This is a genomic window from Pantoea sp. SGAir0183 (assembly GCF_043545505.1).
The window spans coordinates 4142447-4168409 of record NZ_CP028053.1; the positions used below are offsets into that span (position 1 = coordinate 4142447).

Consider the following 25963-nt stretch of genomic DNA (forward strand, 5'->3'; position numbering starts at 1 on the left):
GGGTCATCGCGCCTCCAGTGTCGGCGCTGGATAAACCACGCCAGGGTGTGCGTGAAAGGCGGGATAGTGGTGCAGAGTTAAACCAGACATCCCCAACAAAACAAAAAAGCCCCGGTAATGGGGCTTTCTGCAACAGAGACTGACAGACGGCTTAGAACGGAATGTCGTCGTCAAAATCCATCGGCGGTTCGTTATTGTTGCTGGCCGGAGCGCTGGGCTGCTGCTGCGGACGAGACTGTGCGCCGCCGCTGAACTGGTTGTTATTGCCCTGCTGCGGTTGCTGAGGCTGGCCCCAACCGTTGTTGTTGCCCTGACCGCCGCCTGCTGGCGCGTTACCGCCCTGCTGACGTCCACCCAGCATCTGCATGGTGCCGCCCACGTTGACAACCACCTCCGTGGTGTAACGTTCCTGACCGCCCTGATCCTGCCATTTACGGGTGCGCAGCTGGCCTTCAATATACACCTGAGAACCTTTACGCAGGTATTCGCCCGCCACTTCTGCCAGTTTGCCAAACAGCACGACACGGTGCCATTCGGTAATCTCTTTGTTCTCACCGGTCTGCTTGTCGCGCCAGCTCTCAGAGGTAGCCAGCGTAATGTTGGCGACAGCGCCACCATTTGGCATGTAACGTACTTCCGGATCCTGACCCAGATTCCCGACAAGAATCACTTTGTTAACGCCACGACTGGCCATGTTGCTGTCTCCCGATGAATGATTACGTCAACTCTAAACAATCAATTCTAACACGTCCCGCGCCTGGTTTCCCACTTTCGAGCGGTGTTCCATTTTTAATCATCTGCCGGAAAAAAGCAAAAAACTACTGGATATTTATTCAGTCTATTTTTTGTGCCATAATGATGCGTTTATTCTGGCCGTGTCACAGGGCGCGGTGAGTGCAGCTAATCCGGGAAAGGTGAATGGATAAGATCGAAGTTCGTGGTGCCCGCACCCATAATTTGAAAAACATCAACCTGACCATCCCTCGCGACAAACTCATTGTGGTTACTGGCCTTTCCGGGTCCGGTAAATCCTCTTTGGCGTTTGATACGCTGTATGCGGAAGGTCAACGCCGCTATGTGGAGTCGCTCTCTGCCTATGCGCGCCAGTTTCTGTCTTTGATGGAGAAGCCTGACGTCGATCATATTGAGGGTTTGTCGCCGGCCATCTCCATTGAGCAAAAGTCGACCTCGCATAACCCGCGATCGACGGTAGGCACGATTACGGAGATTCACGATTATCTGCGCCTGCTGTTTGCCCGCGTGGGTGAACCGCGCTGCCCGGATCATGATGTCCCGCTGGCTGCTCAGACAGTGAGCCAGATGGTCGATCAGGTGCTTGAACAGCCCGAAGGTCGCCGTCTGATGCTGCTGGCACCGGTCGTGAAAGATCGCAAAGGTGAACATACCAAAACGCTGGAAAACCTGGCGACGCAGGGCTACATCCGCGCCCGGATCGACGGCGAAGTGTGCGATCTTTCCGATCCTCCTAAGCTGGAACTGCAGAAAAAACACACCATTGAAGTGGTTATCGATCGCTTTAAAGTCCGCGATGATCTGGCGACACGCCTGGCGGAATCCTTTGAAACGGCGCTGGAACTCTCTGGCGGTACCGCGATTGTGGCCGATATGGACGACAGCGCGGCAGAAGAGTTGCTCTTCTCCGCGAACTTTGCCTGTCCGGTTTGCGGATACAGCATGAGTGAGCTGGAACCGCGCCTGTTTTCGTTTAACAACCCCGCCGGTGCCTGCCCGACCTGTGACGGTCTGGGTGTGCAGCAATATTTCGATCCCGATCGCGTAGTGCAAAATGCAGAGCTGTCGCTGGCAGGCGGCGCCATCCGTGGCTGGGACCGTCGTAACTTCTATTACTTCCAGATGCTGCGCTCACTCGCCGATCATCTCGACTTCGATATAGAAGCGCCGTTTAACAGCCTCAAGGACAGCGTGCAGAAAGTCATTCTGTACGGTTCCGGCAAAGAAACGATTGAATTTAAATATATTAATGACCGTGGCGACACGTCTGTGCGCCGCCATCCGTTCGAAGGCGTGCTGAACAATATGGAGCGCCGTTATAAAGAGACGGAATCCTCAGCGGTACGCGAAGAACTGGCGAAATTTATCAGCAATCGCGCCTGCGCCAGCTGTGAAGGCACGCGTCTGCGTCGTGAAGCGCGCCACGTCTATGTCGAAAACACCACGCTGCCGACCATTTCAGACATGAGCATCGGTCATGCCATGGCGTTTTTTGAAAATCTGAAACTCAGTGGTCAGCGGGCTAAAATCGCGGAAAAAGTGCTGAAAGAGATCGGCGATCGCCTGAGTTTTCTGGTCAATGTTGGCCTGAACTACCTGTCGATGTCGCGTTCTGCAGAAACATTGTCGGGCGGTGAAGCCCAGCGCATCCGTCTGGCAAGCCAGATTGGCGCCGGTCTGGTCGGCGTGATGTACGTACTGGATGAACCGTCAATCGGCCTGCACCAGCGCGATAACGAGCGCCTGCTGGGCACGCTGATTCACCTGCGCGATCTGGGTAATACCGTGATTGTGGTCGAGCACGATGAAGACGCGATTCGCGCCGCCGACCACGTGATCGATATCGGTCCCGGCGCGGGCGTGCACGGCGGCGCTATCGTCGCGGAAGGTACGGTTGAGCAGATTATGGCGGAAGAGGCTTCGCTGACCGGCCAGTTCCTCAGCGGCAAACGCGCAATCGCCGTGCCTGAAACGCGCGTGAAGGGCGATCCCTCGAAGGTCCTGAAAATTACGGGCGCGCGCGGTAACAACCTGAAGGACGTCACCTTAACGCTGCCTGTTGGCCTGTTTACTTGCATCACCGGCGTCTCCGGGTCAGGGAAGTCGACGCTGATCAACGATACGCTGTTCCCTATTGCCCAGCGCGCGCTGAACGGGGCCACCATTGCTGAGCCAGCACCGTATCGCGATGTCGCCGGTCTGGAGCACTTCGATAAAGTCATCGATATCGACCAGAGCCCCATCGGCCGCACGCCGCGCTCTAACCCGGCCACCTACACCGGTATTTTTACGCCGGTTCGTGAACTGTTTGCCGGCGTGCCTGAATCACGTTCACGTGGTTATAACCCAGGCCGTTTCAGCTTTAACGTGCGTGGCGGACGTTGTGAGGCCTGTCAGGGCGACGGCGTGCTGAAAGTGGAAATGCACTTCCTGCCGGATATTTATGTGCCGTGCGATCAGTGCAAAGGCAAACGCTATAACCGTGAAACGCTGGAGATTAAATACAAAGGCAAAAGCATTCACGAAGTGCTGGAAATGACGATTGAGGAAGCACGTGAGTTCTTTGATGCCGTTCCTGCCCTGGCGCGTAAGCTGCAAACGCTGATGGACGTTGGATTGTCCTATATCCGCCTGGGTCAGTCGGCCACCACCCTGTCCGGTGGTGAAGCGCAGCGCGTCAAGCTGGCGCGTGAGCTGTCGAAGCGCGGCACGGGACAGACGTTGTATATTCTGGATGAGCCCACCACCGGGTTACATTTTGCCGATATCCAGCAACTGCTCGAAGTGCTGCATCAACTGCGCGATCAGGGCAACACCATCGTGGTCATTGAGCACAACCTCGACGTCGTGAAAACGGCGGACTGGATTGTCGACCTGGGGCCGGAAGGCGGCAGTGGCGGCGGTGAAATTCTGGTGGCAGGCACGCCAGAAACCGTGTCCGAATGTGAAAAATCACATACGGCCCGCTTCCTTAAGCCCTTGTTGAAAAAATAAAATTGCAGGCCCGCATCACGCGGGCCTTCTTACAGGGATTGCACAATTTACCCTGAAAAATGCAGGATCAGGCAAGATTCAGACACATATAGGCATATACGCTTTTCTCTCCCCTGACTATCCTTAATTCGTTCCCCTTTGGTACGCCCCTGGCGTCACCTTCTTGCTGCGCGCGTTATGCTGCGGCGTTGATCGAAAAATCACGACACACTTTAACTGGAGACACCATGAACATTACCCATGCGTATGCTGCTCAGGATGCAAAGTCCAAACTGGCACCGTTTGATTTCAAACCGCGTGAGCTTCGTGCTCATGACGTACAGCTTGACGTGCTGTTTTGTGGCGTTTGTCATTCTGACTTGCATCAGGCGCGCAATGAGTGGAAAAACACCATTTTTCCTGTGGTTCCGGGACACGAGATTGTTGGCCGCGTGACCGCAGTCGGCCCCGAGACGCAGAAGTACAAAGTCGGCGACCTGGTCGGCGTTGGCTGTATGGTTGATTCCTGCCGCAGCTGTCCAAGTTGTCAGGAAGGCCTGGAGCAGTACTGTGAAAATGGCTTTGTCGGCACGTATAACGGTCAGGATCGCCAGACAGGGGCTATCACCTACGGTGGTTACTCCACCTCTATGGTAGTGGATGAAAGCTTTGTGCTGCGTGTTCCAGAAAACCTGGAGCTGGCCGGTGTGGCACCGCTGCTGTGTGCCGGTATCACCACCTATTCACCGCTGCGTCACTGGAATGTCGGCCCGGGTAAAAAAGTCGGGATCGTGGGGCTGGGTGGACTGGGGCACATGGGCGTAAAAATTGCTCACGCGATGGGCGCGCATGTCGTGTTATTCACCACCTCACCGTCAAAAATCGAAGACGGAAAACGTCTGGGCGCAGACGAAGTGGTCATTTCGAAAGATGCCGACCAGATGGCGCAACATGCCAACAGTTTTGACTTCATTCTTAACACAGTGGCGGCGCAACACGACCTTAATCCGTTTATCACCTTGCTGAAGCGTGACGGCAATATGACTCTGGTCGGCGCGCCTGAACACGATCATCCCGCGCCACAGGTTTTCAATTTGATCTTTAAACGCCGCAGCATCGCTGGCTCGCTGATTGGCGGTATCGCTGAAACCCAGGAGATGCTGGATTTCTGTGGCAAACACGGCATCACGTCAGATATTGAGCTGATCGCCATGGATCAGATCAACGAGGCTTACGAACGTATGCTGAAGAGCGATGTAAAATATCGCTTTGTCATTGATATCGATACGCTGCGTAAAAACGCGGCGGCGTAATCCTGTCCTGTGCCCTTTCCCACGCCGGGAAAGGGCCGTTACCGCCCGGTATCTGCCTGCTGAAAAGAGGCATCCACCAGATAGTAAATTTGCGAATCTTTCAGCGTGCCGTCTAAAAACAGCGTGTTCCAGTGTGATTTATTCAGATGTTCACTGGGAAACACATCGCTGTGCTCATCCCGCATCAGTTCAGCCAGCGCGGGCGAGGATTTGAGCGACACCGCCGGACGCCCTTTGACTTCATGCACCATGGCAAACAGCACGCCGTTGCTCTTGATCTGCGTAGCTTTCCAGTCGCTGTGAACGCTCTGCTCTGCGCCGGGTTTGCTCATGCAGTACGTCAGTAAGTCCGAATTATTCATACTCATTCCCCTTGTAAGGTCGCCACAATACGTCGGGCTCCGCCATGAATACGATGTTCCCCCAGCCAAATGCCCTGCCAGGTGCCCAGTACCAGCTGTCCACGCTGCACCGGTAGCATCAGTGAAACGCCCAGCGTGGACGACTTAATGTGGGCGGGCATGTCGTCACGGCCTTCGTAATCGTGTTGATAAGGAGCCGCTTCCGGGACATGGCGCATAAAGTGTTGTTCCATGTCGCTCCGCACTGTCGGATCGCAGTTTTCATTCAGCGTCAGTGAAGCCGACGTATGCTGCAACAGCAAATGGAGTAATCCGGTGTGGATATCACGGAGTGCGGGCAACTGTTGCACAATCTCTTCCGTTACGAGGTGAAAACCCCGCGATTTTGCGCTTAAGGTCAACGTTTGTTGATACCACATACTTTTTTCCTGAATCTGTGAGACACAGTTAAGTGTGCAGAATGTGGCGCAAAGGTAAACCCGATCCGTAAAAATAAAAAAGCCGCCAACAAGGTTGGCGGCCCGGGGAAGATTGTGTGCGGAATTACATTACTGCCGCAAAGGCTTCCGCGACCTGATGCACGTTTTTGCTGTTCAGACCTGCCACACACATACGGCCGCTGCCGACGAGGTAGATCCCAAACTCTTCACGCAGGCGGTCCACCTGCTGCGCACTCAGGCCGGTGTAGCTGAACATCCCGCGCTGCTTCAACAGGTAGTCGACGTTCTTACCGGGTAGCGCCGTACTCATCACCTGTACCAGCGCCTGGCGCATGTCGATAATGCGCAACCGCATGGCTTCGACCTCGGCCAGCCAGTTAGCTTTCAGCGTAGCGTCGTTTAACACGCGGGCCACAACCTGTGCGCCGAAGTTTGGCGGGCTGGAATAGTTACGGCGGACGGTCGCTTTGAGCTGACCTAATACGCGGCTGGCCTCTTCAGCGCTGTCACATACCACAGACAGGCCGCCGACGCGCTCGCCATACAGCGAGAAGATTTTTGAAAAGGAGTTGCTGACCAGCGCAGGCAGACCTGCCGCAGCAACCGCACGCATCGCGTACGCATCCTCTTCCATGCCAGCACCAAAGCCCTGATAAGCGATATCCAGGAACGGGATCAGCTCCTGTGCTTTCAGCACGGCAACAGTTTCGTCCCACTGCGCATTGGTCAGGTCGGCCCCGGTTGGGTTATGACAGCACGGATGCAGCAGCACGATGCTTTGCTTTGGCAGGGTTTTAAGCGTGCTCAGGAAGGCATCAAAACGTACGCCGTTGGTTTCCGGGTCATACCACGGATAGGTCTTCACCTCGAAACCGGCACCGTTAAAGATGGCGATATGGTTTTCCCAGGTCGGATCGCTGACCCAGACGTTGGACTGCGGGAAATAACGCTTCAGGAAATCCGCACCGACTTTCAACGCACCTGAGCCGCCCAGGGTCTGAATCGAGGCGATCTGGCCCGCTTTTAATACGGGATGATCGGCTCCGAACAGCAGTGGCGCTATCGCGTTGCGGTAGGTATTTAATCCTTCCATAGGCAGATAGAGCGAAGCCTGCTGCGGTTCGGCACGTAACTGCTCTTCAGCATCAGCCACCGCCTGCAGCTGAGGGATGATGCCTTGCTCATTGTAATAAAGCCCAATACTCAGGTTCACTTTATGCTCGCGCGGATCCTGTTTAAAGGCTTCCATTAGCGACAAAATCGGGTCGCCAGCATAGGCATCAACGTTCTGGAACACGGTGCAGATCTCCATGATTGTTCTTGAAATAAAAAAGGGCGATTAAACCCTGTACCGCCCGGGACGATGGTTCATTGCGATGATCATATTCAGTATCACCGCGCCCGCAATGGACGCAAGCAACATCGGCAGGCTGACGACAAACAGCGAGGCCAGCACCACGCAGGTATCGACCGCCATTTGCAGTTTACCGGCGCGAATGCCGAAACGGTCTTGCAGCCAGAGCGCCAGGATATTGATCCCGCCCAGGCTGGCTTTATGGCGAAACAACACTATAAACCCAATCCCCATGATGACGTTACCGAACAATGCCGCATAAAAAGGATTCAGTGTGGAAAAATGCATAAACAGGGGATGAAGATGGGTAAAAAGCGACACCAGCCCCACGGCACAAAAGGTTTTTAGCGTAAATTCCCAGCCCATTCGCTTCACGGCCAGCCAGTAGAACGGCAGGTTGATTACAAAGAAAACGCTGCCAAATGACAGGGGCGACAGATAGCTGATGAGGAATGCCAGTCCAGCCGTGCTGCCGGTCAATGCGCCTGCCTGCTTCAGCATGAGCACACCAAACGAGACCATTAAGGTGCCGAGCAGGATAGCCAGCGCATCTTCAAGGCGAGAGTGAGGAATATCGGCGGGTTGTACAATGTTGTCCATAAAGCAGTCTCAGTGCGAATGATGCAGCACCAATGCAATAACTGCGCCAGCCTGTGCAGGCGCTCAGGCATAAGCGTCTTACCGGATTTTACTGCCCCGCCGGGGAGGTCGATTGTGCATTGCCCGACTCAAATACGCATAAAAAACGCATCATTCCGCCACATCATGCACCACCTGCGCGCATTATGCTCTTTTTTGGCGCACAGCCTGCTGCTCGCCCATCATTAATCCGTTCTCTTTGAGTCTGCCCAGTACCACCGATGTTTTGACATGGGAAACGCTCTGGTGACCGGCTAACAGCTGGCTGATTACCGCGCTCAGTGAGGCCAAATCGGCCACGGCGACTTTCAGCAGGTAGTCGGCATCACCGGTGGTTTTATAGGCATCAATAATTGCGTCTTCATGTTCCACCATGCGATGGAAGCTGTCGACATAGTCAGCGGTATGGTTAATGAGCCGCACTTCAATGAGTCCGACAATGCCCAGCCCCACCGCGTCCGGCGACAGCCGTGCGTGATAGCCAAGAATCAGGTTGGCCTGTTCAAGATTGATACGCCGACGTGAACATTGTGAAGCAGAAAGACCGACCAAATCGCTGAGTTCCTGATTGGTCAAACGGCCATTAGACTGGAGCAGAGTAAGGATTTTTAGATCGTAATCGTCTACGTGCGTCATGCTGTTTCCGTCGCGTGTCAGTGTCGCTTTGCTACAGATAACCCGATTCACTGCGACGTTGTCCAACACTATTTTGCACGGTCCTGCCCGCCATGCACAGATCGTGCATGGCGGGCCAGTGACGGATTATTCGTCGTCGTACTGCGGGCCTGCATAGTTATCAAAGCGTGACCACTGACCGTTAAATGTCAGGCGTACGGTACCGATCGGGCCGTTACGCTGCTTACCCAGAATGATCTCTGCGATCCCTTTCAGGTCGCTGTTTTCGTGATAAACCTCGTCACGGTAAATAAACATGATCAGGTCAGCATCCTGCTCGATCGAACCCGATTCACGCAGATCCGAGTTTACGGGACGTTTATCGGCACGTTGCTCCAGTGAGCGGTTCAGCTGAGATAACGCCACCACGGGCACGTTAAGCTCTTTTGCCAGCGCTTTTAATGAACGGGAAATCTCGGCAATCTCCAGCGTACGGTTATCTGACAATGCGGGCACGCGCATCAACTGCAGGTAGTCGATCATGATCAGACTGAGGCCACCGTTTTCACGATAGATGCGACGCGCGCGGGAACGGACCTCGGTCGGCGTCAGGCCAGAAGAATCATCGATATACATATTCTTCTTTTCCAGCAAAATGCCCATCGTGCCGGAAATGCGCGCCCAGTCTTCATCGTCAAGTTGACCGGTACGAATACGGGTTTGGTCAACCCGCGACAAGGAGGCCAGCATACGCATCATGATCTGTTCGCTGGGCATCTCCAGACTGAAAATCAGTACCGGTTTGTCCTGCAGCATCGCCGCGTTTTCACACAGGTTCATGGCGAACGTGGTTTTCCCCATTGAGGGACGTGCGGCCACGATAATTAAGTCTGAGCGTTGCAGCCCGGCCGTTTTCTTATTCAGATCCTGATAACCGGTATCAATGCCCGTGACGCCATCGTGCGGCGTCTGAAACAGCGACTCAATCCGTGAAACCGTCGCTTCCAGAATTTGTTCGATGTTTTTGGGGCCATCGTCTTTGTTAGCCCGCGCCTCAGCGATTTTAAATACGTTCGACTCGGCAAAATCCAGCAGGTCTTCACTGCTGCGCCCCTGGGGATCATAACCGGCATCGGCTATCTGATTCGCCACGGCGATCATTTCGCGCACGACCGCACGTTCACGCACGATATCCGCGTAAGCGCCGATGTTCGCCGCACTGGGCGTGTTTTTCGCCAGCTCAGCCAGGTAAGCAAATCCGCCGGCCATCTCCAGTTCGCCGCGCGTTTCCAGCGATTCTGACAGCGTAATCAGGTCGATAGGTTTGCTGTTTTCCAGCAGACGCTGCATCTCGGAGAAAATAAGACGGTGCGAGCGATTGAAAAAATCATTTGCCACGACGCGTTCGGACACGTTGTCCCAGCGCTCGTTATCCAGCATTAACCCACCCAGCACCGACTGCTCCGCTTCCAGCGAATGCGGGGGCATTTTCACGCCTTCTAACTGGCGATCCTGCGTTTCGTTCGATTTGTTGGTGGGTTTATTTCCTGCCATAGTGAATGCATTACCGATCTTCTGTGGGGACGCGCAAGTATACCTCAGTTAAGGGGCGTGCCTCACCTTCATGATGAAACAATCACAGGAGTAAGCATGGCAAAGCGTATTCAGTTCAACGCACACGGCGGCCCGGATGTCCTGACCTGGGTTGATTTTGAGCCTGCCGATCCCGCCGATGATGAAATCCAGGTCGAAAACCGCGCGATTGGCATTAACTATATTGATACTTACGTGCGCAGCGGGCTGTATCCGACAGGTCATTTTCCCTCTGGTCTGGGCACCGAGGCGGCGGGCGTGGTCACCCGCGTGGGATCGGCGGTCACGCGTTTCAAACCCGGCGATCGCGTCGTGTACTGTCAGGCCGCACTCGGGGCTTACAGCGAGCTGCATAACGTGGCGGAAGATCGTCTGATGCGGTTACCCGACGCCATCAGTTTTGAGCAGGCTGCCGCCAGTTTTTTGAAAGGCCTGACGACGCAGTACCTGTTACGACAGACCTATAAGCTCAAAGCCGACGAAATTTTTCTGTTTCATGCCGCGGCGGGTGGCGTGGGGTTGATTGCCTGCCAGTGGGCAAAAGCGCTCGGCGCCCATCTGATCGGCACCGTCGGCTCCGCCGAAAAGGCGACACTGGCCAAAAACGCGGGAGCCTGGGCCACCATTAATTATCAGCAAGAGGACATTGCACAACGGGTCAGTGAGCTGACCGGCGGCAACAAGGTTGGCGTGGTGTACGACTCTGTGGGGAAAGCGACCTGGGAAGCCTCGCTGGACTGCCTGCGTCGTCAGGGGCTGATGGTGAGCTTCGGGAATGCTTCAGGGCCGGTGACCAATGTTGATCTCAGCATTTTAAATAAGAAAGGCTCACTGTTTGTTACCCGTCCTTCCCTGTTCGGCTACATCACCAATCGTCAGGAGCTGGAAACGGCCAGTGCAGAATTGTTCTCTTTACTGGCAAGTGGCGCCATTAAGGTCGATGTGCCCGAGCAGCAAAAATTTGCACTGAAAGAGGCCAGCCGCGCTCACCAGTTACTGGAGAGCCGCGCGACACAGGGATCGAGCCTGCTGATTCCCTGATGTAAAAAGGGCTTCCCGCAGGAAGCCCTTCTTTTATTTTTCATTCGCACTGATGTAGGGGCAGAAGCGATGAATATGTTATGAATCAACGACAGCTATCCTGACAGAAAACATAAGTAAAAAGTATGATTGTTGTTAATATTCTGAGCACCAATTTTTCACTGTGTGATCACGCACACATTTATCCCCTGCCATTCCGCTCCAGCCTGCGGATCCTGCGCCTGTACAGGACGCGCTGGCGAGTGTCTTCGTCAGTGAAAAAGCGCCGATAGAGCCATACTGCGGCCACGGCCAGCAGTAGCCAGGGCAGCACCTTCACAATCAGCATCACCATACCGCCGACAAACATCACGATCGTGGCCACGACCAGGGCAGCAATGACGCCGATTAAGGACACGCCAGTCAGCAACAGCATCAGGAAGAAACCGAATACAAAAATAATGTCCATTTGTTCACTCCTCACGATGAATACGTTACGTATTACAAGAACCATGCCAACAAGTAACCTGTTGATAGTGATGAGTTAAGTATGAAGTATGCAAAATCAACGTGGCGAGATTCACCAGATTATGGTGAAAAAAAACCAGCCGGCTGGCTGGTTTAACTGTATCAGGCTTCCTGAGGGATCTTATCGGCGACCAGCGCTAATGCAGCCTCCAGTACCCGCACATCGGCACCGGGCTTATGGGCATTCTCGCTAAGGTGACGACGCCACTGGCGCGCGCCAGGGATCCCCTGGAACAGCCCCAGCATATGGCGCGTCACATGGCCAAGGTACGTGCCTTTTACCAGCTCGGCTTCAATATAAGGGTACATGGCGCGCACCACCGCCACCGGATCAGCGGCAGGCTGTTGCCGGCCAAACACTTCCCGATCGACATGCGCCAGGATGCCGGGGTTTTGATAGGCCTCACGGCCCATCATGACACCATCCAGGTGCTGAAGATGCGTTTTAGCCTCCTCCAGCGTTTTCACGCCGCCGTTAATGGCAATCGTCAGTTGTGGAAAATCACGCTTTAACTGATAAACCCGGGGGTAATCAAGCGGTGGAATCTCGCGGTTTTCTTTCGGACTCAGACCCGAAAGCCATGCCTTGCGCGCATGAATGATAAAGGTGTCGCAGCCACCGCGCTCTGCCACAGTGCCGATAAAATCGGTCAGGAAGGCATAGCTGTCCTGTTCATCGATACCGATACGGGTTTTGACCGTGACCGGAATATCCACCACATCACGCATCGCTTTAATGCCGTCAGCGACCAGCCCGGCTTCCGCCATCAGGCAGGCACCAAAGCGGCCATTCTGAACACGATCTGACGGGCAACCCACATTGAGGTTAACTTCATCGTAACCGCGCTGTTCAGCCAGCGCTGCACACTGCGCCAGTGCAGCCGGATCGCTGCCGCCCAGTTGTAACGCGACCGGGTGCTCCTCTTCACTAAAGGCCAGATAATCGCCTTTACCGTGAATAATGGCACCCGTGGTGACCATTTCGGTATACAGAAGCGTATCGCCGGTCAGCAGACGATGGAAATAGCGACAGTGACGATCCGTCCAGTCGAGCATGGGGGCAACAGAGAAGCGTTGGGAGGAAAAAGTATCGGTCATGAAGCGCAGTCGATCCGGTGGTTAACAGTGATGATATTCTGCGCAAGGATAGCATAAGGGCGGGCGACAAGGTATCGCCCGCCCGTTAATGGCACGGAATCAGAAGTTAAATCCGAGTTGCGCCATGGCACCCCAGGTATTGTTTTGCCCCACCGAGCCTGCCAGATCCAGATGCACAGAATTGTTGAACGGTGACAGCCCAAAGCCTGCGGTCGCCACATTTTCGTCGTTGGAACGCATATCTGCGCGATAACCGGCGCGTAACTGTAACCAGTCCAGTACGCGATATTCCGCGCCCACGCCTGCATACTGACTGTTTTCCTGAGATTTGAAACGGTGCGTTTCGGTCAGGTCAACATCGCCTGTCAGCGTGACCGGCCCTTTATCCCAGGCTAAACCCGCCGTCACTAATGGACGGATTTCATAGGTATCCTGATAGCCATTAACCTCTTTGGTTTGCAGGTCACGTGATACCAGGTTCTGTCCGGTCACGCCTAATGTCCAGTTTTCTGCGAATACCGTCGCCAGGCCGGCGTCAACGTTGAACCCGCTTTCGGTGCTGCGGTAGCGGCCATCCCGTAAATCGTTTTTATCGTAGTTATAAACGCTGGCGGAGTAGTTATACAGCCAGGTCTTTTGCAGCTTAGGCGTCACACCAATCGACACCGGATGGCCGGCAATCGTGAACTCATGGGCAACGGCGATACCATAATCGGTATTTAGCGCAGCCAGCCCGTTCGCGCTGGAGCCCAGCAAGTTTTGTACATTAGGCAGACCAAATACACCGCCAGGAATACCGGCAAACGTTCCGTCAGCCACGCCTTGTAAAATAACGATATCGCCTTCTTTTACATTCGCGCGGACATGCGCCGTACCATAGGCTTTGGTGACAAAGGCAAAAGGCAGCGTTTCATTCGGAACGGTGACTGCAATCGCGACACCTGCTGTCGCGTTGGCTTTGTTACCGCGTAAATCTCTGAGCGTATTGGCCAGATCCCCTGACGCAGCCTGTATCTCAGGAATACGGCGCAGCAGCTCTAACGTCGAGGCATTATCAAACAGATCCTGATAGCGATTTACCGTGTCAGTAATGTTATCGATCTTATCGACCATTTTGTCTTTATCAGTAATTTGCGCGCCCGCACTGGGAAAAATGATGCTGACGTTGTCATCGGGCTTCGCTTTGGTCATTAACGCCGGGTTAGCTAAAACGGCAGACCCGTAGGTAGAGGACGCCACGCCCGTTCCCCCCATTGCATCGTTACGGGCATCGTACCAGGTTCCCGCGGCCAGCGCGGATGATGAAAAAACCAGAGCATTAAACACTGCAGGGAAAACCAGAACGGAACGTGGGACGGTTAATTTTGCCATTTGCTTATCATCACCTGAAAAATTGCCGTTAAAACATTAACGACCGAATAGTTTGTTAGCCCCATTGTGGAGGATGGCTAACGCTTTATTGCTGTGAATTCAGAGTAAATAGTGGCGCAATTCCATTGATTGATTATTTTTCGATCCGTTATGTCTGGTTACCGTCCAAAAAGCGTTAACAGAAGGAGGCCGGGACCAGCACTTTATTAAGAACTTTTAAACATTAGTTCTTAACTCAGTGAGATGTAAAGCAAAAGGAAAAAATATTTACAAACATTCTGACATATATTGGCCTCGCAGACGGGCGCAAAGTCGTAAGGAACAGATAAGCACGGACAAAGGGAGGAGGTGCAGACAGGCAAGGTGCATCGTACGTATCATTAATGTGATAAGATAACATCACCTGTCAAACGGAGAAATTCCATGTCAACCATGACGCCAGAGCAAATCATGACCCAGGCTGAGAAACTGTGTTTACAGCGCGGTGTACGCCTGACGACCCAGCGCGCAGAGGTCCTGCGGTTGATGGCCGGACAGCCAGGATCGATCAGTGCTTATGACCTGCTTGATCAGTTGCGTGTCAGTGAGCCCCAGGCCAAGCCTCCTACCGTCTACCGTGCGCTGGATTTTCTTCTTGAGCAGGGTTTTATCCACCGCGTCGAGTCCAATAACAGCTATGTGATGTGTCACCATTTCGACGCACCCGCCCATACATCGGTGATGCTGGTCTGCGATCGCTGTGCAGTGGTCACGGAAAAGCAGGCGCAGGGCGCAGAAAAAATCATCGCATCGCTGGCGCAGGAGGCAAGCTTCGTCCTACGGCATAGCGTGATAGAGGCGCACGGGTTATGTGAAAACTGTGCGGAAGTTGAAGCCTGTGAACAGCATGAACATTGTGATCATGACCATCAGGCTGACGGGAAGAAACGCAGTAAACGAAGTTAATTGCACATCCTTGTGCGGTCTGGCCGGCATGAGCGTACCGGCCCGGGTAGGAGCATCCCTGAATAACGTGATTACCAGCGGTAATCCTTGTTGTGACCTTCCCAGTCCGTTACTTCTTTCTCCGCCTGATCTTTCGCGTAGCCGTAACGTTCCTGAATTTTGCCGACCAGCTGATCGCGTTTACCTTCAATGACTTGCATGTCATCATCGGTCAGCTTGCCCCATTTCTCTTTCATTTTTCCTTTGAACTGTTTCCAGTTACCACTCGCTTCGTCTTTATTCATTGCAGACCTCCACGTCATCCTTCGATTTCGTTTTATTTTGCCATCAGGCAAAATTACGATATAAAGCGCTGCTTAATAGCGCCATTCAAAGATAATTGTAGTAGCTAATTTCAGTTTTGCCGGAAAAAATGAAAATTTTATGTATCCTGCGTCATATTTCAGGCAAGTTGCTCAGGCGCTAAACCAGGTGCCATTGCGCCAGTGCCTGCGCCAGACCAGCCAAAGTGACAGGCCGCGAAGCGCCAGAAAAACGGCTATCGCCAGCCATAGACCGTGATTACCGACAAAAGGCACGGTTAACAGCGTCAGGAAATAGCCCAGTGCGGCAATCGCCATACTGTTGCGCATTTCTCTTCCGCGGGTCGCACCAATAAACATGCCATCCAGCAGATAGCACCAGACGCCAACCAGCGGCATGACAACCTGCCACGGCAGAAAACGGTCAGCCGCCTGTTGAAGTGCGGGAATCGATGTCAGGAGAGCCACGATCTGATAGCCACAAACAGCATAGACCAGGGAGAAAAACAGCGCGACTGACAGTGCCTGACGGCAGGCAGCAATCCATACCAGTTGCAACCTGCTGCCGTCCTTTGCGCCGTGTGCCTCACCAGCAAAGGCTTCGACGGCGTAAGCAAAGCCATCCAGCGCATAGGCGGTAAACGTCATGAACATCAGCAGGATGGCATTTACCGCCACCACATCAGGTCCGATACGCGTTCCCAGCACGGTCAGAGAGGCAAAGCAAAGCTGTAACAGTAAGGTACGCAGCAGGATATCGCGATTCAGGCGAAGCAGGCGGTGGATATCGCCACGCCAGCTATGGACCAGACTGTGCAGCGTGATGCCGCGCAGCGCCAGCACGCGCCAGACCATAAGTGCCCCGACCAGCAACGTCGCATATTCCGCGATAGCCGTCGCGGCTGCAGCCCCGGCTACGCCCCAGTGCAGCCCCAGCACCAGCCAGAGGTCCAGCAGAATATTGATAACGTTGCCCACCACCAGCAGGATGACCGGCGCTCTGGCATACTGTACGCCCAGCAGCCAGCCCAGAATCACCAGGTTAGCCAGCATGGCGGGCGCACTGAGCCAGCGAATATGGATAAACAGCGCAGCCTGCTCAAGCACGGCGGCCTCTCCGCCGATAAAGCGGATTGCTAATGCCGTAACAGGATGACGCAGGGCAATAAACAGGCTGCCGGCCAGTAAGGCAATGATCAGGGGCTGTGCCAATGCGCGCGCCAGCGCCGTTTTATCGCCCGCGCCAAACGCCTGAGCCGTCAGGCCTGTCGTACTCATCCGCAGAAAAAGCAGCAGCATGAAGATGAAACTGGTAACGGTCGTCCCGACCGCAACGCCGCCCAGATAAACCGGGCTGTCGAGATGGCCAATAACGGCTGTATCGACTAAGCCGAGCAGAGGAACGGTGATATTTGACAGGATCATGGGCAGCGCCAGCCGCCACAGTTTTTTATCGGTAGCTGTCAGGAAGCGCATGTAACGTCCGTGCAATGCGCCGCTGGTGTTGCAGATGAACCCACAGCGGCAAAACAGGGGCAGACTGGGTAACGTCAAGGTTGACGTAAAGAGCCAACCTTAAGAAGAGTTACAACCACTCACCGTTACGTACGATGCCAACCGCCAGACCTTCAACCGTCAGCGACTGCGCACGTGTATCGACAATGATAGGCTCAAAATCCGTATTTTCAGGTAACAGATGCACCACTGATCCCTGCTTTTTCCAGCGCTTCACGGTGACTTCGTCATCAATGCGCGCTACCACCACCTGACCATTACGCACTTCCTGCGTTTTATGCACGGCCAGCAGATCGCCATCCATGATGCCAATGTCTTTCATTGACATGCCGCTAACGCGCAGCAGGAAATCGGCAGAGGGCTTGAACATGTCTGGATCCACTTTGTAGTGGGTTTCGATATGTTCCTGGGCCAGCAACGGCTCACCCGCCGCAACGCGCCCAATGAGTGGCAGACCGTCTGAAGGTTCTTCTTCCATTAACAAACGGATACCGCGGGACGCACCAGAGACGATTTCAATCACGCCTTTACGCGACAGCGCTTTCAGATGCTCTTCTGCCGCGTTAGGTGAGCGGAAGCCCAGTTGCGCAGCAATTTCTGCACGCGTAGGCGGCATGCCCGTTTGATTAATGTGGTCGCGAATCAAGTCGTAGACCTGTTGCTGCCTGCTGGTTAATGCTTTCATCCCGCCCCCTGGTTGTTTATACAGTCGCTGTGAGTATATACAGGTATTGGTGAAATGGAAACCAAAAGTCAGGCCAAAATCAGTAATTTGACGGGAGATGGAATGCTTATCGCAAATGCGACCAAAGTAGCGTTCCCCAAACGAACAGGGCCAGTACTATTGCCAGCAAAACAGCGGCCGATCCCATATCTTTGGCTCGGCCGGCAAGAGGATGACGTTCCTGCCCTGTGCGGTCCACCACCGCTTCGATGGCGCTGTTCAGAACTTCAACAATCATCACCAGCATGACCGCGCCAATCATCAGGATGCGCGAAATAGTATCGACATCCAGCCAGCAGGCCAGGATAATTGCCGCCAGTGAAATTACGGCTTCCTGGCGGAAGGCAGCTTCATGCTGCCAGGCGGCGCGAAGACCTTGCCATGAGTAGCCAGCCGCTTTCACAATCCGGGTAATGCCGGTGACATTATTTGTCATGATAAAGGAACTCTTTTCAAAGGATTGACGTCAATACCGGGCAGCGCACAATTGTCGCTGTCACAGATTTTTGCTGCGCGTTCTGATATGCTTGCGCCGCTTTGCTAACAAGAGGCTTCATGTTGTCTATGTCAGGTTGGCGTAAAATTTTTTATAAATTGCTGAACTTACCCCTTTCATTTCTGGTAAAGAGTAAGGCCATTCCGGCTGATCCCGTCTCCGAACATGGGCTGGATCCTACCCGGCCTATTATGTATGTCCTGCCTTATGATTCAAAGGCCGATCTCCTGACTTTACGCGCGCAGTGCATCCGGCACGATCTGCCTGATCCGCTTATTCCGCTGGAGATAGACGGCGCCCTGTTGCCGCGTCATGTCTTTATTAATGACGGTCCGCGTGTGTTCCCCTATTTCGTGCCCAGCCTTGAATCGGTCAAAATCTTCCACGAGTATCTTGATCTGCACCGCAGCAACCCTGAACTTGATGTTCAGATGTTACCGGTTTCAGTCATGTTTGGCCGTGCGCCAGGTCGGGAAGTCCAGGGCGACGATCATCCGCCTCATTTGCGGCTCCTTAACGGCATTCAAAAATTCTTTGCCGTTCTCTGGCATGGCCGCGACAGTTTTGTGCGTTTTTCGCCCACGGTCTCCCTGCGTCGTATGGCGACCGAACACGGTACCGACAAGTCGATTGCGCAGAAGCTGGCTCGCGTAGCGCGCATCCATTTTGCCCGTCAGCGCCTGGCTGCGGTGGGACCGCGCCTGCCGGCTCGCCAGGATTTATTCAATCGCCTGTTGCAGTCGAAGGCGATTGAAAAAGCTGTGGAAGACGAGGCGCGTAGCAAGAAAATCTCCCATGAGAAAGCGCAGCAAAACGCCATTGAAATGATGGAAGAAATTGCGGCCAACTTTTCCTACGAAGCGATTCGTATCACCGACCGCGTGATGGGCTGGCTCTGGAGCCGACTCTATCAGGGGATCAACGTTAACGGCGGTGAGCGGGTACGTCAGCTGGCGCAGGACGGGCATGAAATTGTTTATGTGCCTTGCCACCGCAGCCATATGGACTACCTGCTACTGTCTTATGTGCTGTATCACCAGGGCCTGGTTCCGCCGCATATTGCCGCAGGGATTAACCTGAACTTCTGGCCTGCCGGGCCGATTTTCCGTCGTCTGGGTGCCTTCTTTATTCGTCGTACCTTTAAAGGCAACAAGCTCTATTCAACCGTGTTCCGTGAATACCTTGGCGAGCTCTTTACCCGCGGCTATTCCGTCGAGTATTTCGTGGAAGGTGGACGCTCACGTACCGGCCGACTGCTGGATCCGAAAACCGGCACCCTCTCTATGACGCTGCAGGCCATGCTGCGCGGCGGCACGCGACCTATCACGTTAGTGCCCATTTACATCGGTTATGAACATGTAATGGAAGTGGGTACTTACGCTAAAGAGCTACGCGGTGCGGCAAAAGAGAAAGAAGGCTTTATGCAGATGGTGCGCGGCCTGCGTAAGCTGCGCAACCTGGGCCAGGGTTATGTGAACTTTGGTGAGCCGTTGCCGCTGATCAACTATCTGAACAAGCGCGTACCGGAATGGCGTGAGTCTATCGATCCCATTGAAGCGCAACGTCCGGGCTGGTTAACGCCAACGGCCAATGATATCGCCGCCACCATCATGGTACATATTAATGAAGCCGGTGCCGCGAACGCCATGAACCTGTGCGTAACGGCACTGCTCGCTTCCCGCCAGCGTTCGCTGACCCGTGAACAGCTGATTGAGCAGCTGGAGTGCTATACCCAGTTATTACGTAATGTGCCCTACTCGCCGGATGCCACTTTGCCTGACATGTCTGCGGAAGCGTTGCTGGATCACGCGCTGAGTATGAACAAGTTTGAGAGTGAGAAGGACAGCATTGGCGACATCATTATTCTGCCGCGCGAGCAGGCGGTACTGATGACCTATTACCGGAATAACATCCACCATATGTTGGTGATGCCCTCTCTGATTGCGGCCATCATCCAGCAGCACCGTAACCTGAGCGAAGCCGAACTGCTGCGCCAGGTCAGCCTGATTTACCCCATGCTGAAGAGCGAGCTGTTCCTGCGCTGGGGCAACGACCAGCTGCCGCAGTTGCTGGCTGACTTATGCCAGGAGCTGGCGCGCCAGGGACTGATTACCGTTGAGGCAGGTCTGCTGTCGTTCAATACGGCACGTTACCGTACGCTGCAGCTGCTGGCTGCCGGTGTACGTGAAACGCTGCAACGTTACGCCATCACCTTCTCGATTCTCAGCGCCAAACCCACCATCAACCGCGGCACGCTGGAAAAAGAGAGCCGCACGCTGGCCCAGCGCCTGAGCGTACTGCATGGCATCAATGCGCCTGAGTTTTTCGATAAAGCGGTGTTCTCTACACTGGTACTGACCCTGCGCGATGAAGGCTATATCAGCGACAGTGGCGATGCGGATGTGGCGCAGACGCTGGCGACCTGGCACATTCTGGCAGAACTGGTCACCAGCGATGTCCGTATGACCATCGAGAGCGCCGTTGCACACAGCTAACGTGCTGGCATGACAAAAAAAGGCGACCTGACTGGTCGCCTTTTTTATTGCTTACTGAACCTCACACTGTGCATCGCACTGGCGCTACGTTCGGTGCCTGCCCTACAACAGGTTTGAGAACGGCGGAGTATTCATTAACACGCCGAGAAACAGCACCAGCCCTACATAATTGTTATTCAGAAACGCCTGGAAACAGGCCTGACGCGCGCGCTTTGCGATCAGTTTTTGCTGATAAACAAATAAACCGCCCGCCAGTAACAGCGTCCAGTAAAACGCCCCATTCAGATGCAGCCGTGTCCCTACCAGCGCCATCAGCCCCAGCGTCGCCAGTTGCAGCAGGCCGATAATCAATTTGTCGTACTGGCCAAACAGAATGGCTGTGGACTTCACGCCAATCTTCAGGTCGTCCTCGCGATCCACCATGGCATATTGCGTATCGTAGGCCACCGTCCAGCAAATGTTGGCGAGAAATACCAGCCAGCAAACCAGAGGTAAGGACTCACTAACAGCAGCCCAGGCCATGGGAATTGCCCAGCCAAATGCGGCGCCCAGGACCACCTGCGGCAAATGCGTATAGCGCTTCATAAAAGGATAAACCCAGGCGAGCGCCAGCCCGACAACAGAAAGCATAATCGTCATCAGGTTCATGCTTAGTACCAGGCCAAACGCGATCAGCCCCAGTACCACAAACAGCATTTTAGCCTCTTTCGCCGTGACAGCACCGCTGGCCAGTGGCCGGAGCTTTGTGCGTTCCACATGGCCGTCGACTTTACGGTCAGCATAATCGTTGATCACACAGCCGGCTGCACGCATGACAAATACGCCCGCGACAAACACGATCAGTACCGGTAACGGCGGCATCGCCCTGTTAGCCAGCCACAGCGCCCACAACGTCGGCCACAGCAGCAGCAGCGTGCCAATAGGTTTATCAATTCGCATGAGGCGGCTGTAAGCCTGCCATTTGGTCATTTGTTGTCTGTTTTGCACAGGTCAAATCCTTAACCCTGGTAACGGTAAACCGGCGACGCCGGTAAAAATAATTCGGTTAGTAGCAGGGGCTTCCCCGATAAACGCAGGCGCGACCGACGTCCCCACAGCGATTCAACGTTACCGGGCTCGATAAAATCGCGGGTCAGGGTTGAAGAGGAGAACAGGTAACGTCCCAGCGGTCGCGTTCCGAGCTGCTGCAACATCGCTTCGGGACCGTTCAGGGTGCTTTCAGGCACCAGCGTGCGTCCCGCCAGCCAGGGTTGTTCGTCGCCATACAGGATCACTTCACGCAGCCAGAAGCGCTGATCAGCGGGTAACAGCGCACCTTCGTCACCTAATTCGTCAGCGTGGATAAACCCTTCACGAACGGGCTCCACCCTGACCTTCTGGCAATGCTGTTCGAAGCGCCTGGTCATAGAGTCCTCCTCCATCAGCCAGTCACGAAGTGATGGCGACAGAGCAGCACCGTCCAGCGCCAGCCAGTTGAGTGAACGTAATAAACGGAGCGGGTCTTGCGTCATGACACTTTCCCCCAAAAATTTTCAGGCAGGTAGTTTAGCGCAGAGCGATTCACGGCACACCCGTCCGTCATGCAAACGCGAGGTTATTCGCGCTTAAGCCGGTTACTGTTTGCCAGCCACAGGGTGATAACCAGCAGCAGAATAGCAGCCGAGTAGCACAGCGTATCAAAGGGATTTTTGTGGTCGACGATAATCAGCCTGATGATAGCCGTGATGCCGATATAGACGAAATAGCGTAACGGGAAATGGTAACCCGACTGGAAGTACTTCACGATGAGGGCAATAAACTCAAAGTAAAGGAAGTAAATCACGATGCCTTCGATCAGAAGATAGGAGGACGCCTGCTCGCCCGTGCTGAACAGGACGTTGGCTAAATGGACCGTCTCTTTGCCCAGGAAGACCATTAAAATGAACGCCAGAATCAGCAATCCTGCATTCAGCACCCATTGCATCAGGCGCGCTATCTTTTGTGCTATCGGGTTTTTATCACTCATTTCACGCCTCGAAAATAAAGGGATGTTTTCTGGCATTATCATGCTTTAGTGTGACGTAAATCACAATATAGCCGTCAGGCTTACTTAACAGCGTCTTTCAAATCACCAGACTGCGCGATGGAATGCCAGCCCCGGCACCCTGGGTTATACCGCCGGGACCGTACGAACCTGTCTTTTAATGAAAGCCAACCGGACAGACCGATCATATCGGCTGGCAGACCCACTCCGTCGTGCCGTCCTGTCATACGGTTTTCACATCCGACATTTACATTGGCTCGGTTTTTCAACCCCGGCAGTCAGCTAGCGCCCGCTTCCATACCCGACTCAATGGATAAGCGCCCTGAGGTAACACGCTGCGTTGCTCTCCGCGCAGCTAACAGCGGCGTTCAGGCCCGGCCAGGCTTAATCTGTCCCGCATTAACGGTTACGGGATTACGTCAGGTTAGTGTGCACTTACTCAACTATTAAGATGCGGCCGGACGGCGTTGCGCTGGCGGCGTTAAAACAGCCCGACGTCAGAGACGCAGACAAACGCCCCCTGTGGCGTGAAGACGCCGCAGCAAGAGAGGACAACATGAAAACAATTCTGGTGATTCTGGACGGCCTGAGCCATCACGTTGCCCATCATGCGATGGGTTATCTGCACGCAGAATGTGCGCAAGGTAAAGGGCATTATTATCATCTCACCTGTGCACTACCTTCTCTGTCGCGTCCGCTGTATGAATGCATTCTGACCGGTGTTGCGCCTGTGCAAAGTGGAATCATCCACAACGGGGTAAACCGCCTGAGTCACGAACAGAGCGTATTTCACTATGCGCGTGATGCGGGCCTGACCACCGCCGCAGCGGCTTATCACTGGATCAGTGAACTTTACAACCGCAGTCCTTTCGAGCCCGCGCGTGATCGTCATACCGAAGCGCCGGCCCTGCCTGTCCAGTTCGGGCACTTTTACGTTGACGACAGTTACCCCGATTCGCACCTGTTTGAAGATGCCGAGAGCCTGAGGTTGCGGCACAACCCGGACTTCCTCCTCATCCATCCGATGAATATCGATTATGCCGGTCATCAACATGGCCTGTCCTCGCCCCAGTATCGTAACCGGGCACGCATGGCGGATGGTTACCTGTCGCAATGGATGCCTGGCTGGCTGGCAGAAGGCTATCAGGTGATGGTGACCGCTGACCATGGCATGAACGACGACCGCTCACATGGTGGCATGCTGCCGGAGGAAACGACCGTTCCCCTGTTTGTCTTTGGTGACGGATTCTCGCTAAAGCCTGGGCTGGAACTGCAACAAACCGATCTCTGCGGCACGCTGTGTACACTGCTCGGCGTTCCTCATGACAAGCCGGTGCATCACGATCTGCTGGCACAGGTTTCGTTCTGACCCTCTTCCCGTTTCTGGCGGCAGAAATACAGTAAACTGCCGCCCCGGGTCTGGCGGGTTGGGCGAACGGCACAACCCGTACTTCTGTTGCCGTTATTCCGCTGATCACCTGCCGTACTGACTTTGTCGCCACGCCCTTCACTGACCACAGAAAAAAGCGCACCGGCCGCGCGCGGCGGGAAAGGTCCGCCTGAGGCCAGCCGGATTTGTCGTGAGGTATCCGCAGAGTGGTCTACATTTAAAGGGGCCGACGCTGCGCAGGTCATTTAAAACACTGGAAAAAAGTTCGCAACGTCCGGCAGCCATGTTCGCAGATTGCGCTCTCCATCAGGCTGGCAATCTGTCATGCCGTAAGCCTGATGGTTGAGGAGCAACGTTACGTGTTAACCCTGCTTAACTTACTGTCTGCCGTTGCGCTTCTGGTCTGGGGCACGCACATTACGCGCTCCGGCATTATGCGCGTTTACGGGGCCGATTTGCGCCGGGTGCTCAGTCGCAGCGTGGAAAAGAAGCCGATGGCGTTTCTTGCCGGTATCGGCGTAACGATGCTGGTGCAAAGCAGTAATGCCACCACGCTGCTGGTTACCTCGTTTGTGGCTCAAAATCTTGTCAGCCTGACACCCGCTCTGGTAGTGATACTGGGCGCTGACGTCGGTACGGCCATTATGGCGCGCGTCCTGACATTCGATCTCTCCTGGCTTTCCCCGCTGTTTATCTTTTTTGGCGTGGTTTTCTTCCTGAGTCGCAAACAAAGCCGGGCAGGTCAGCTTGGCCGGACCAGCATAGGTCTGGGGTTAATTCTGCTGGCGCTACAGCTGATTGTTGAAGCCGCCCGACCGATTACCCAGGCGGCTGGCGTGCAGGTTCTGTTTTCCAGTTTAACCGGTGACGTAATGCTGGACGCTCTGCTCGGAGCGGTCTTTGCTATTATCAGCTACTCCAGTCTCGCCGCTGTGCTGATTACCGCCACACTGACCGCCACAGGCGTGATCGCCTTCAAGGTGGCCCTGTGCCTGGTAATCGGCGCGAACCTGGGCAGCGGCTTACTGGCGGTTATTAACGGCAGCGGATCCAATGCGGCCGGTAAACGCGTTGCAATGGGCAGCTTTCTGTTTAAGCTGACGGGCTGTGTAATAATTCTGCCCTTTGTTGAAACCGTAGCGGGCTGGCTGGATAAACTGCCCGTTAATGACGAAGAGCTGGTGATCTTCTTTCACGTTTTCTACAACCTGTTTCGCTGCATTATCATGGTGCCCTTTGCCGATGCGATGGCACGCCTGTGCCGTCGACTGATTGCGGACGATGCCGAAAGTGACGTCACGCTAAAACCCAGACACCTTGACAGCAGCGCGCTGGATACGCCCGCTCTGGCGCTGGTGAATGCTGCGCGCGAAGCGTTGCGTATGGGCGACGTGCTGGAGCAGATGCTGGATACGTTTCTGCAGGTGGTGCGCGGCGAGTCGCGGGCAGAACGCACGGTACGGCGGCTGGATGATGATGTGGATGTCCTGTATACCGCCATCAAACTCTATCTGGCGCGCATGCCGAAAGAGGATTTATCAGAGGAGGATTCCCGCCGCTGGGGGCAAATCATAGAAATGTCGCTGAATCTGGAGCAGGCCGGTGACATTATCGAGCGCATGAGCGGGGACGTCGCCGATAAATCTCTGGCTGCCCGGCGAACCTTTTCGCCCGAGGGCCTGAAAGAGCTGGAAGCCTTGCATGAGCAGCTTATCGCGAATCTACGGCTGAGCCTGTCGGTATTTTTATCTCACGATGTTACCAGCGCTAAGCGGCTACGCCGCGCCAAACACCGCTTTCGCCTGAAAATACGCCGCTATTCACACTCGCATGTTGATCGGTTACATCAGCAGAACATTCAGAGCATTGAAACCAGTTCGCTGCACCTGGGCTTGCTGGGCGATATGAAGCGTCTGAACTCGCTGTTTTGCGCGGTCGCTTACACGGTTCTGGAGCAGCCTGACGATGAGCGGGATTATGACTAAAGAAAGTGCGAAGGCCGTTTGGCCTTCGC

General features: G+C 54.5%; 24 protein-coding genes. 7 read left to right on the top strand and 17 right to left on the bottom strand.

What is annotated here, in order from left to right; translation table 11 throughout:
• Positions 1 to 151 precede the first annotated feature (151 nt).
• On the bottom strand, positions 152 to 694 hold the full coding sequence (gene ssb1, locus C1N59_RS19305) for a single-stranded DNA-binding protein SSB1 (protein WP_006121517.1): 543 nt from the start codon (positions 692 to 694) through the stop codon (positions 152 to 154).
• 224 nt (positions 695 to 918) lie between these two features.
• Here ssb1 and uvrA point away from each other — a divergent pair, with 224 nt between their 5' ends.
• Positions 919 to 3747, top strand: a complete 2829-nt coding sequence (gene uvrA / locus C1N59_RS19310) for an excinuclease ABC subunit UvrA (protein WP_033738980.1) — start codon at positions 919 to 921, stop codon at positions 3745 to 3747.
• Positions 3748 to 3974: 227 nt separating this feature from the next.
• The gene (locus C1N59_RS19315) at positions 3975 to 5039 is read left to right on the top strand and encodes an NAD(P)-dependent alcohol dehydrogenase (protein ID WP_033738979.1); all 1065 of its coding nucleotides are present in this window, start codon (positions 3975 to 3977) and stop codon (positions 5037 to 5039) included.
• A 38-nt stretch (positions 5040 to 5077) separates the two neighbouring features.
• On the opposite strand, the gene C1N59_RS19320 is transcribed toward C1N59_RS19315, so the two are convergent.
• The 6 genes from C1N59_RS19320 to dnaB all read right to left on the bottom strand — a co-directional run bounded on the left by C1N59_RS19320 (position 5078) and on the right by dnaB (position 10003).
• Positions 5078 to 5401 (bottom strand): MmcQ/YjbR family DNA-binding protein, encoded by a 324-nt coding sequence (locus C1N59_RS19320; protein ID WP_006121520.1) that lies wholly within the window; start codon positions 5399 to 5401, stop codon positions 5078 to 5080.
• Positions 5402 to 5403: 2 nt separating this feature from the next.
• Positions 5404 to 5820, bottom strand: coding sequence for a secondary thiamine-phosphate synthase enzyme YjbQ (locus C1N59_RS19325; RefSeq protein ID WP_033738976.1), 417 nt, complete (start codon positions 5818 to 5820; stop codon positions 5404 to 5406).
• Positions 5821 to 5944: 124 nt separating this feature from the next.
• Positions 5945 to 7138 carry an amino acid aminotransferase gene (locus C1N59_RS19330; protein ID WP_133745551.1) on the bottom strand — a complete coding sequence of 398 codons (1194 nt, stop codon included), beginning with the start codon at positions 7136 to 7138 and terminating at the stop codon, positions 5945 to 5947.
• Positions 7139 to 7180: 42 nt separating this feature from the next.
• Positions 7181 to 7795, bottom strand: a complete 615-nt coding sequence (locus tag C1N59_RS19335) for a YitT family protein (protein WP_006121564.1) — start codon at positions 7793 to 7795, stop codon at positions 7181 to 7183.
• Positions 7796 to 7978: 183 nt separating this feature from the next.
• Positions 7979 to 8470 (bottom strand): Lrp/AsnC family transcriptional regulator, encoded by a 492-nt coding sequence (locus C1N59_RS19340; protein ID WP_058702337.1) that lies wholly within the window; start codon positions 8468 to 8470, stop codon positions 7979 to 7981.
• A 126-nt stretch (positions 8471 to 8596) separates the two neighbouring features.
• Positions 8597 to 10003 (bottom strand): replicative DNA helicase, encoded by a 1407-nt coding sequence (gene dnaB / locus C1N59_RS19345; RefSeq protein ID WP_006121562.1) that lies wholly within the window; start codon positions 10001 to 10003, stop codon positions 8597 to 8599.
• 96 nt (positions 10004 to 10099) lie between these two features.
• Between dnaB and C1N59_RS19350 the strand changes: the two genes are divergently transcribed.
• Positions 10100 to 11083, top strand: a complete 984-nt coding sequence (locus C1N59_RS19350; protein WP_394550098.1) for a quinone oxidoreductase — start codon at positions 10100 to 10102, stop codon at positions 11081 to 11083.
• A gap of 181 nt (positions 11084 to 11264) precedes the next feature.
• Here C1N59_RS19350 and pspG read toward each other — a convergent pair whose 3' ends face one another.
• The 3 genes from pspG to C1N59_RS19365 all read right to left on the bottom strand — a co-directional run bounded on the left by pspG (position 11265) and on the right by C1N59_RS19365 (position 14059).
• Positions 11265 to 11531 (bottom strand): envelope stress response protein PspG, encoded by a 267-nt coding sequence (gene pspG, locus C1N59_RS19355; RefSeq protein ID WP_006121560.1) that lies wholly within the window; start codon positions 11529 to 11531, stop codon positions 11265 to 11267.
• A 161-nt stretch (positions 11532 to 11692) separates the two neighbouring features.
• On the bottom strand, positions 11693 to 12688 hold the full coding sequence (gene dusA / locus C1N59_RS19360) for a tRNA dihydrouridine(20/20a) synthase DusA (protein WP_394550099.1): 996 nt from the start codon (positions 12686 to 12688) through the stop codon (positions 11693 to 11695).
• 99 nt (positions 12689 to 12787) lie between these two features.
• Positions 12788 to 14059 carry a conjugal transfer protein TraF gene (locus C1N59_RS19365; protein ID WP_033738961.1) on the bottom strand — a complete coding sequence of 424 codons (1272 nt, stop codon included), beginning with the start codon at positions 14057 to 14059 and terminating at the stop codon, positions 12788 to 12790.
• A 423-nt stretch (positions 14060 to 14482) separates the two neighbouring features.
• Between C1N59_RS19365 and zur the strand changes: the two genes are divergently transcribed.
• The gene (zur, locus tag C1N59_RS19370; RefSeq protein WP_033738958.1) at positions 14483 to 15004 is read left to right on the top strand and encodes a zinc uptake transcriptional repressor Zur; all 522 of its coding nucleotides are present in this window, start codon (positions 14483 to 14485) and stop codon (positions 15002 to 15004) included.
• A gap of 71 nt (positions 15005 to 15075) precedes the next feature.
• Here the strand turns inward: zur and C1N59_RS19375 are convergent, their stop codons facing one another.
• The 4 genes from C1N59_RS19375 to C1N59_RS19390 all read right to left on the bottom strand — a co-directional run bounded on the left by C1N59_RS19375 (position 15076) and on the right by C1N59_RS19390 (position 17981).
• Positions 15076 to 15288, bottom strand: a complete 213-nt coding sequence (locus C1N59_RS19375) for a CsbD family protein (protein ID WP_006121556.1) — start codon at positions 15286 to 15288, stop codon at positions 15076 to 15078.
• Positions 15289 to 15459: 171 nt separating this feature from the next.
• On the bottom strand, positions 15460 to 16782 hold the full coding sequence (dinF, locus tag C1N59_RS19380) for an MATE family efflux transporter DinF (RefSeq protein WP_394550100.1): 1323 nt from the start codon (positions 16780 to 16782) through the stop codon (positions 15460 to 15462).
• A gap of 109 nt (positions 16783 to 16891) precedes the next feature.
• Positions 16892 to 17506, bottom strand: coding sequence for a transcriptional repressor LexA (lexA, locus tag C1N59_RS19385; protein WP_006121554.1), 615 nt, complete (start codon positions 17504 to 17506; stop codon positions 16892 to 16894).
• A 106-nt stretch (positions 17507 to 17612) separates the two neighbouring features.
• Positions 17613 to 17981, bottom strand: coding sequence for a diacylglycerol kinase (locus C1N59_RS19390; RefSeq protein WP_006121553.1), 369 nt, complete (start codon positions 17979 to 17981; stop codon positions 17613 to 17615).
• A 128-nt stretch (positions 17982 to 18109) separates the two neighbouring features.
• On the opposite strand from C1N59_RS19390, the gene plsB reads away from it, so the two are divergent.
• Positions 18110 to 20536 (top strand): glycerol-3-phosphate 1-O-acyltransferase PlsB, encoded by a 2427-nt coding sequence (gene plsB, locus C1N59_RS19395; RefSeq protein WP_394550927.1) that lies wholly within the window; start codon positions 18110 to 18112, stop codon positions 20534 to 20536.
• Positions 20537 to 20638: 102 nt separating this feature from the next.
• On the opposite strand, the gene ubiA is transcribed toward plsB, so the two are convergent.
• From ubiA to psiE, 3 genes are all read right to left on the bottom strand, one after another.
• Positions 20639 to 21505, bottom strand: a complete 867-nt coding sequence (gene ubiA / locus C1N59_RS19400) for a 4-hydroxybenzoate octaprenyltransferase (RefSeq protein ID WP_191091184.1) — start codon at positions 21503 to 21505, stop codon at positions 20639 to 20641.
• A gap of 29 nt (positions 21506 to 21534) precedes the next feature.
• Positions 21535 to 22047 carry a chorismate lyase gene (ubiC, locus tag C1N59_RS19405; protein WP_006121550.1) on the bottom strand — a complete coding sequence of 171 codons (513 nt, stop codon included), beginning with the start codon at positions 22045 to 22047 and terminating at the stop codon, positions 21535 to 21537.
• Positions 22048 to 22130: 83 nt separating this feature from the next.
• On the bottom strand, positions 22131 to 22541 hold the full coding sequence (psiE, locus tag C1N59_RS19410) for a phosphate-starvation-inducible protein PsiE (RefSeq protein WP_006121549.1): 411 nt from the start codon (positions 22539 to 22541) through the stop codon (positions 22131 to 22133).
• Between the two features lie 574 nt (positions 22542 to 23115).
• Here psiE and C1N59_RS19415 point away from each other — a divergent pair.
• Together C1N59_RS19415 and C1N59_RS19420 are read left to right on the top strand one after the other, a co-directional pair.
• A complete protein-coding gene (locus C1N59_RS19415; RefSeq protein WP_172913015.1) occupies positions 23116 to 23928 on the top strand; it encodes an alkaline phosphatase family protein in 813 nt (270 codons plus the stop codon).
• A gap of 380 nt (positions 23929 to 24308) precedes the next feature.
• Entirely contained in the window at positions 24309 to 25934 is a 1626-nt protein-coding gene (locus C1N59_RS19420) for a Na/Pi cotransporter family protein (protein WP_006121547.1), read from the top strand.
• Positions 25935 to 25963: the final 29 nt, after the last annotated feature.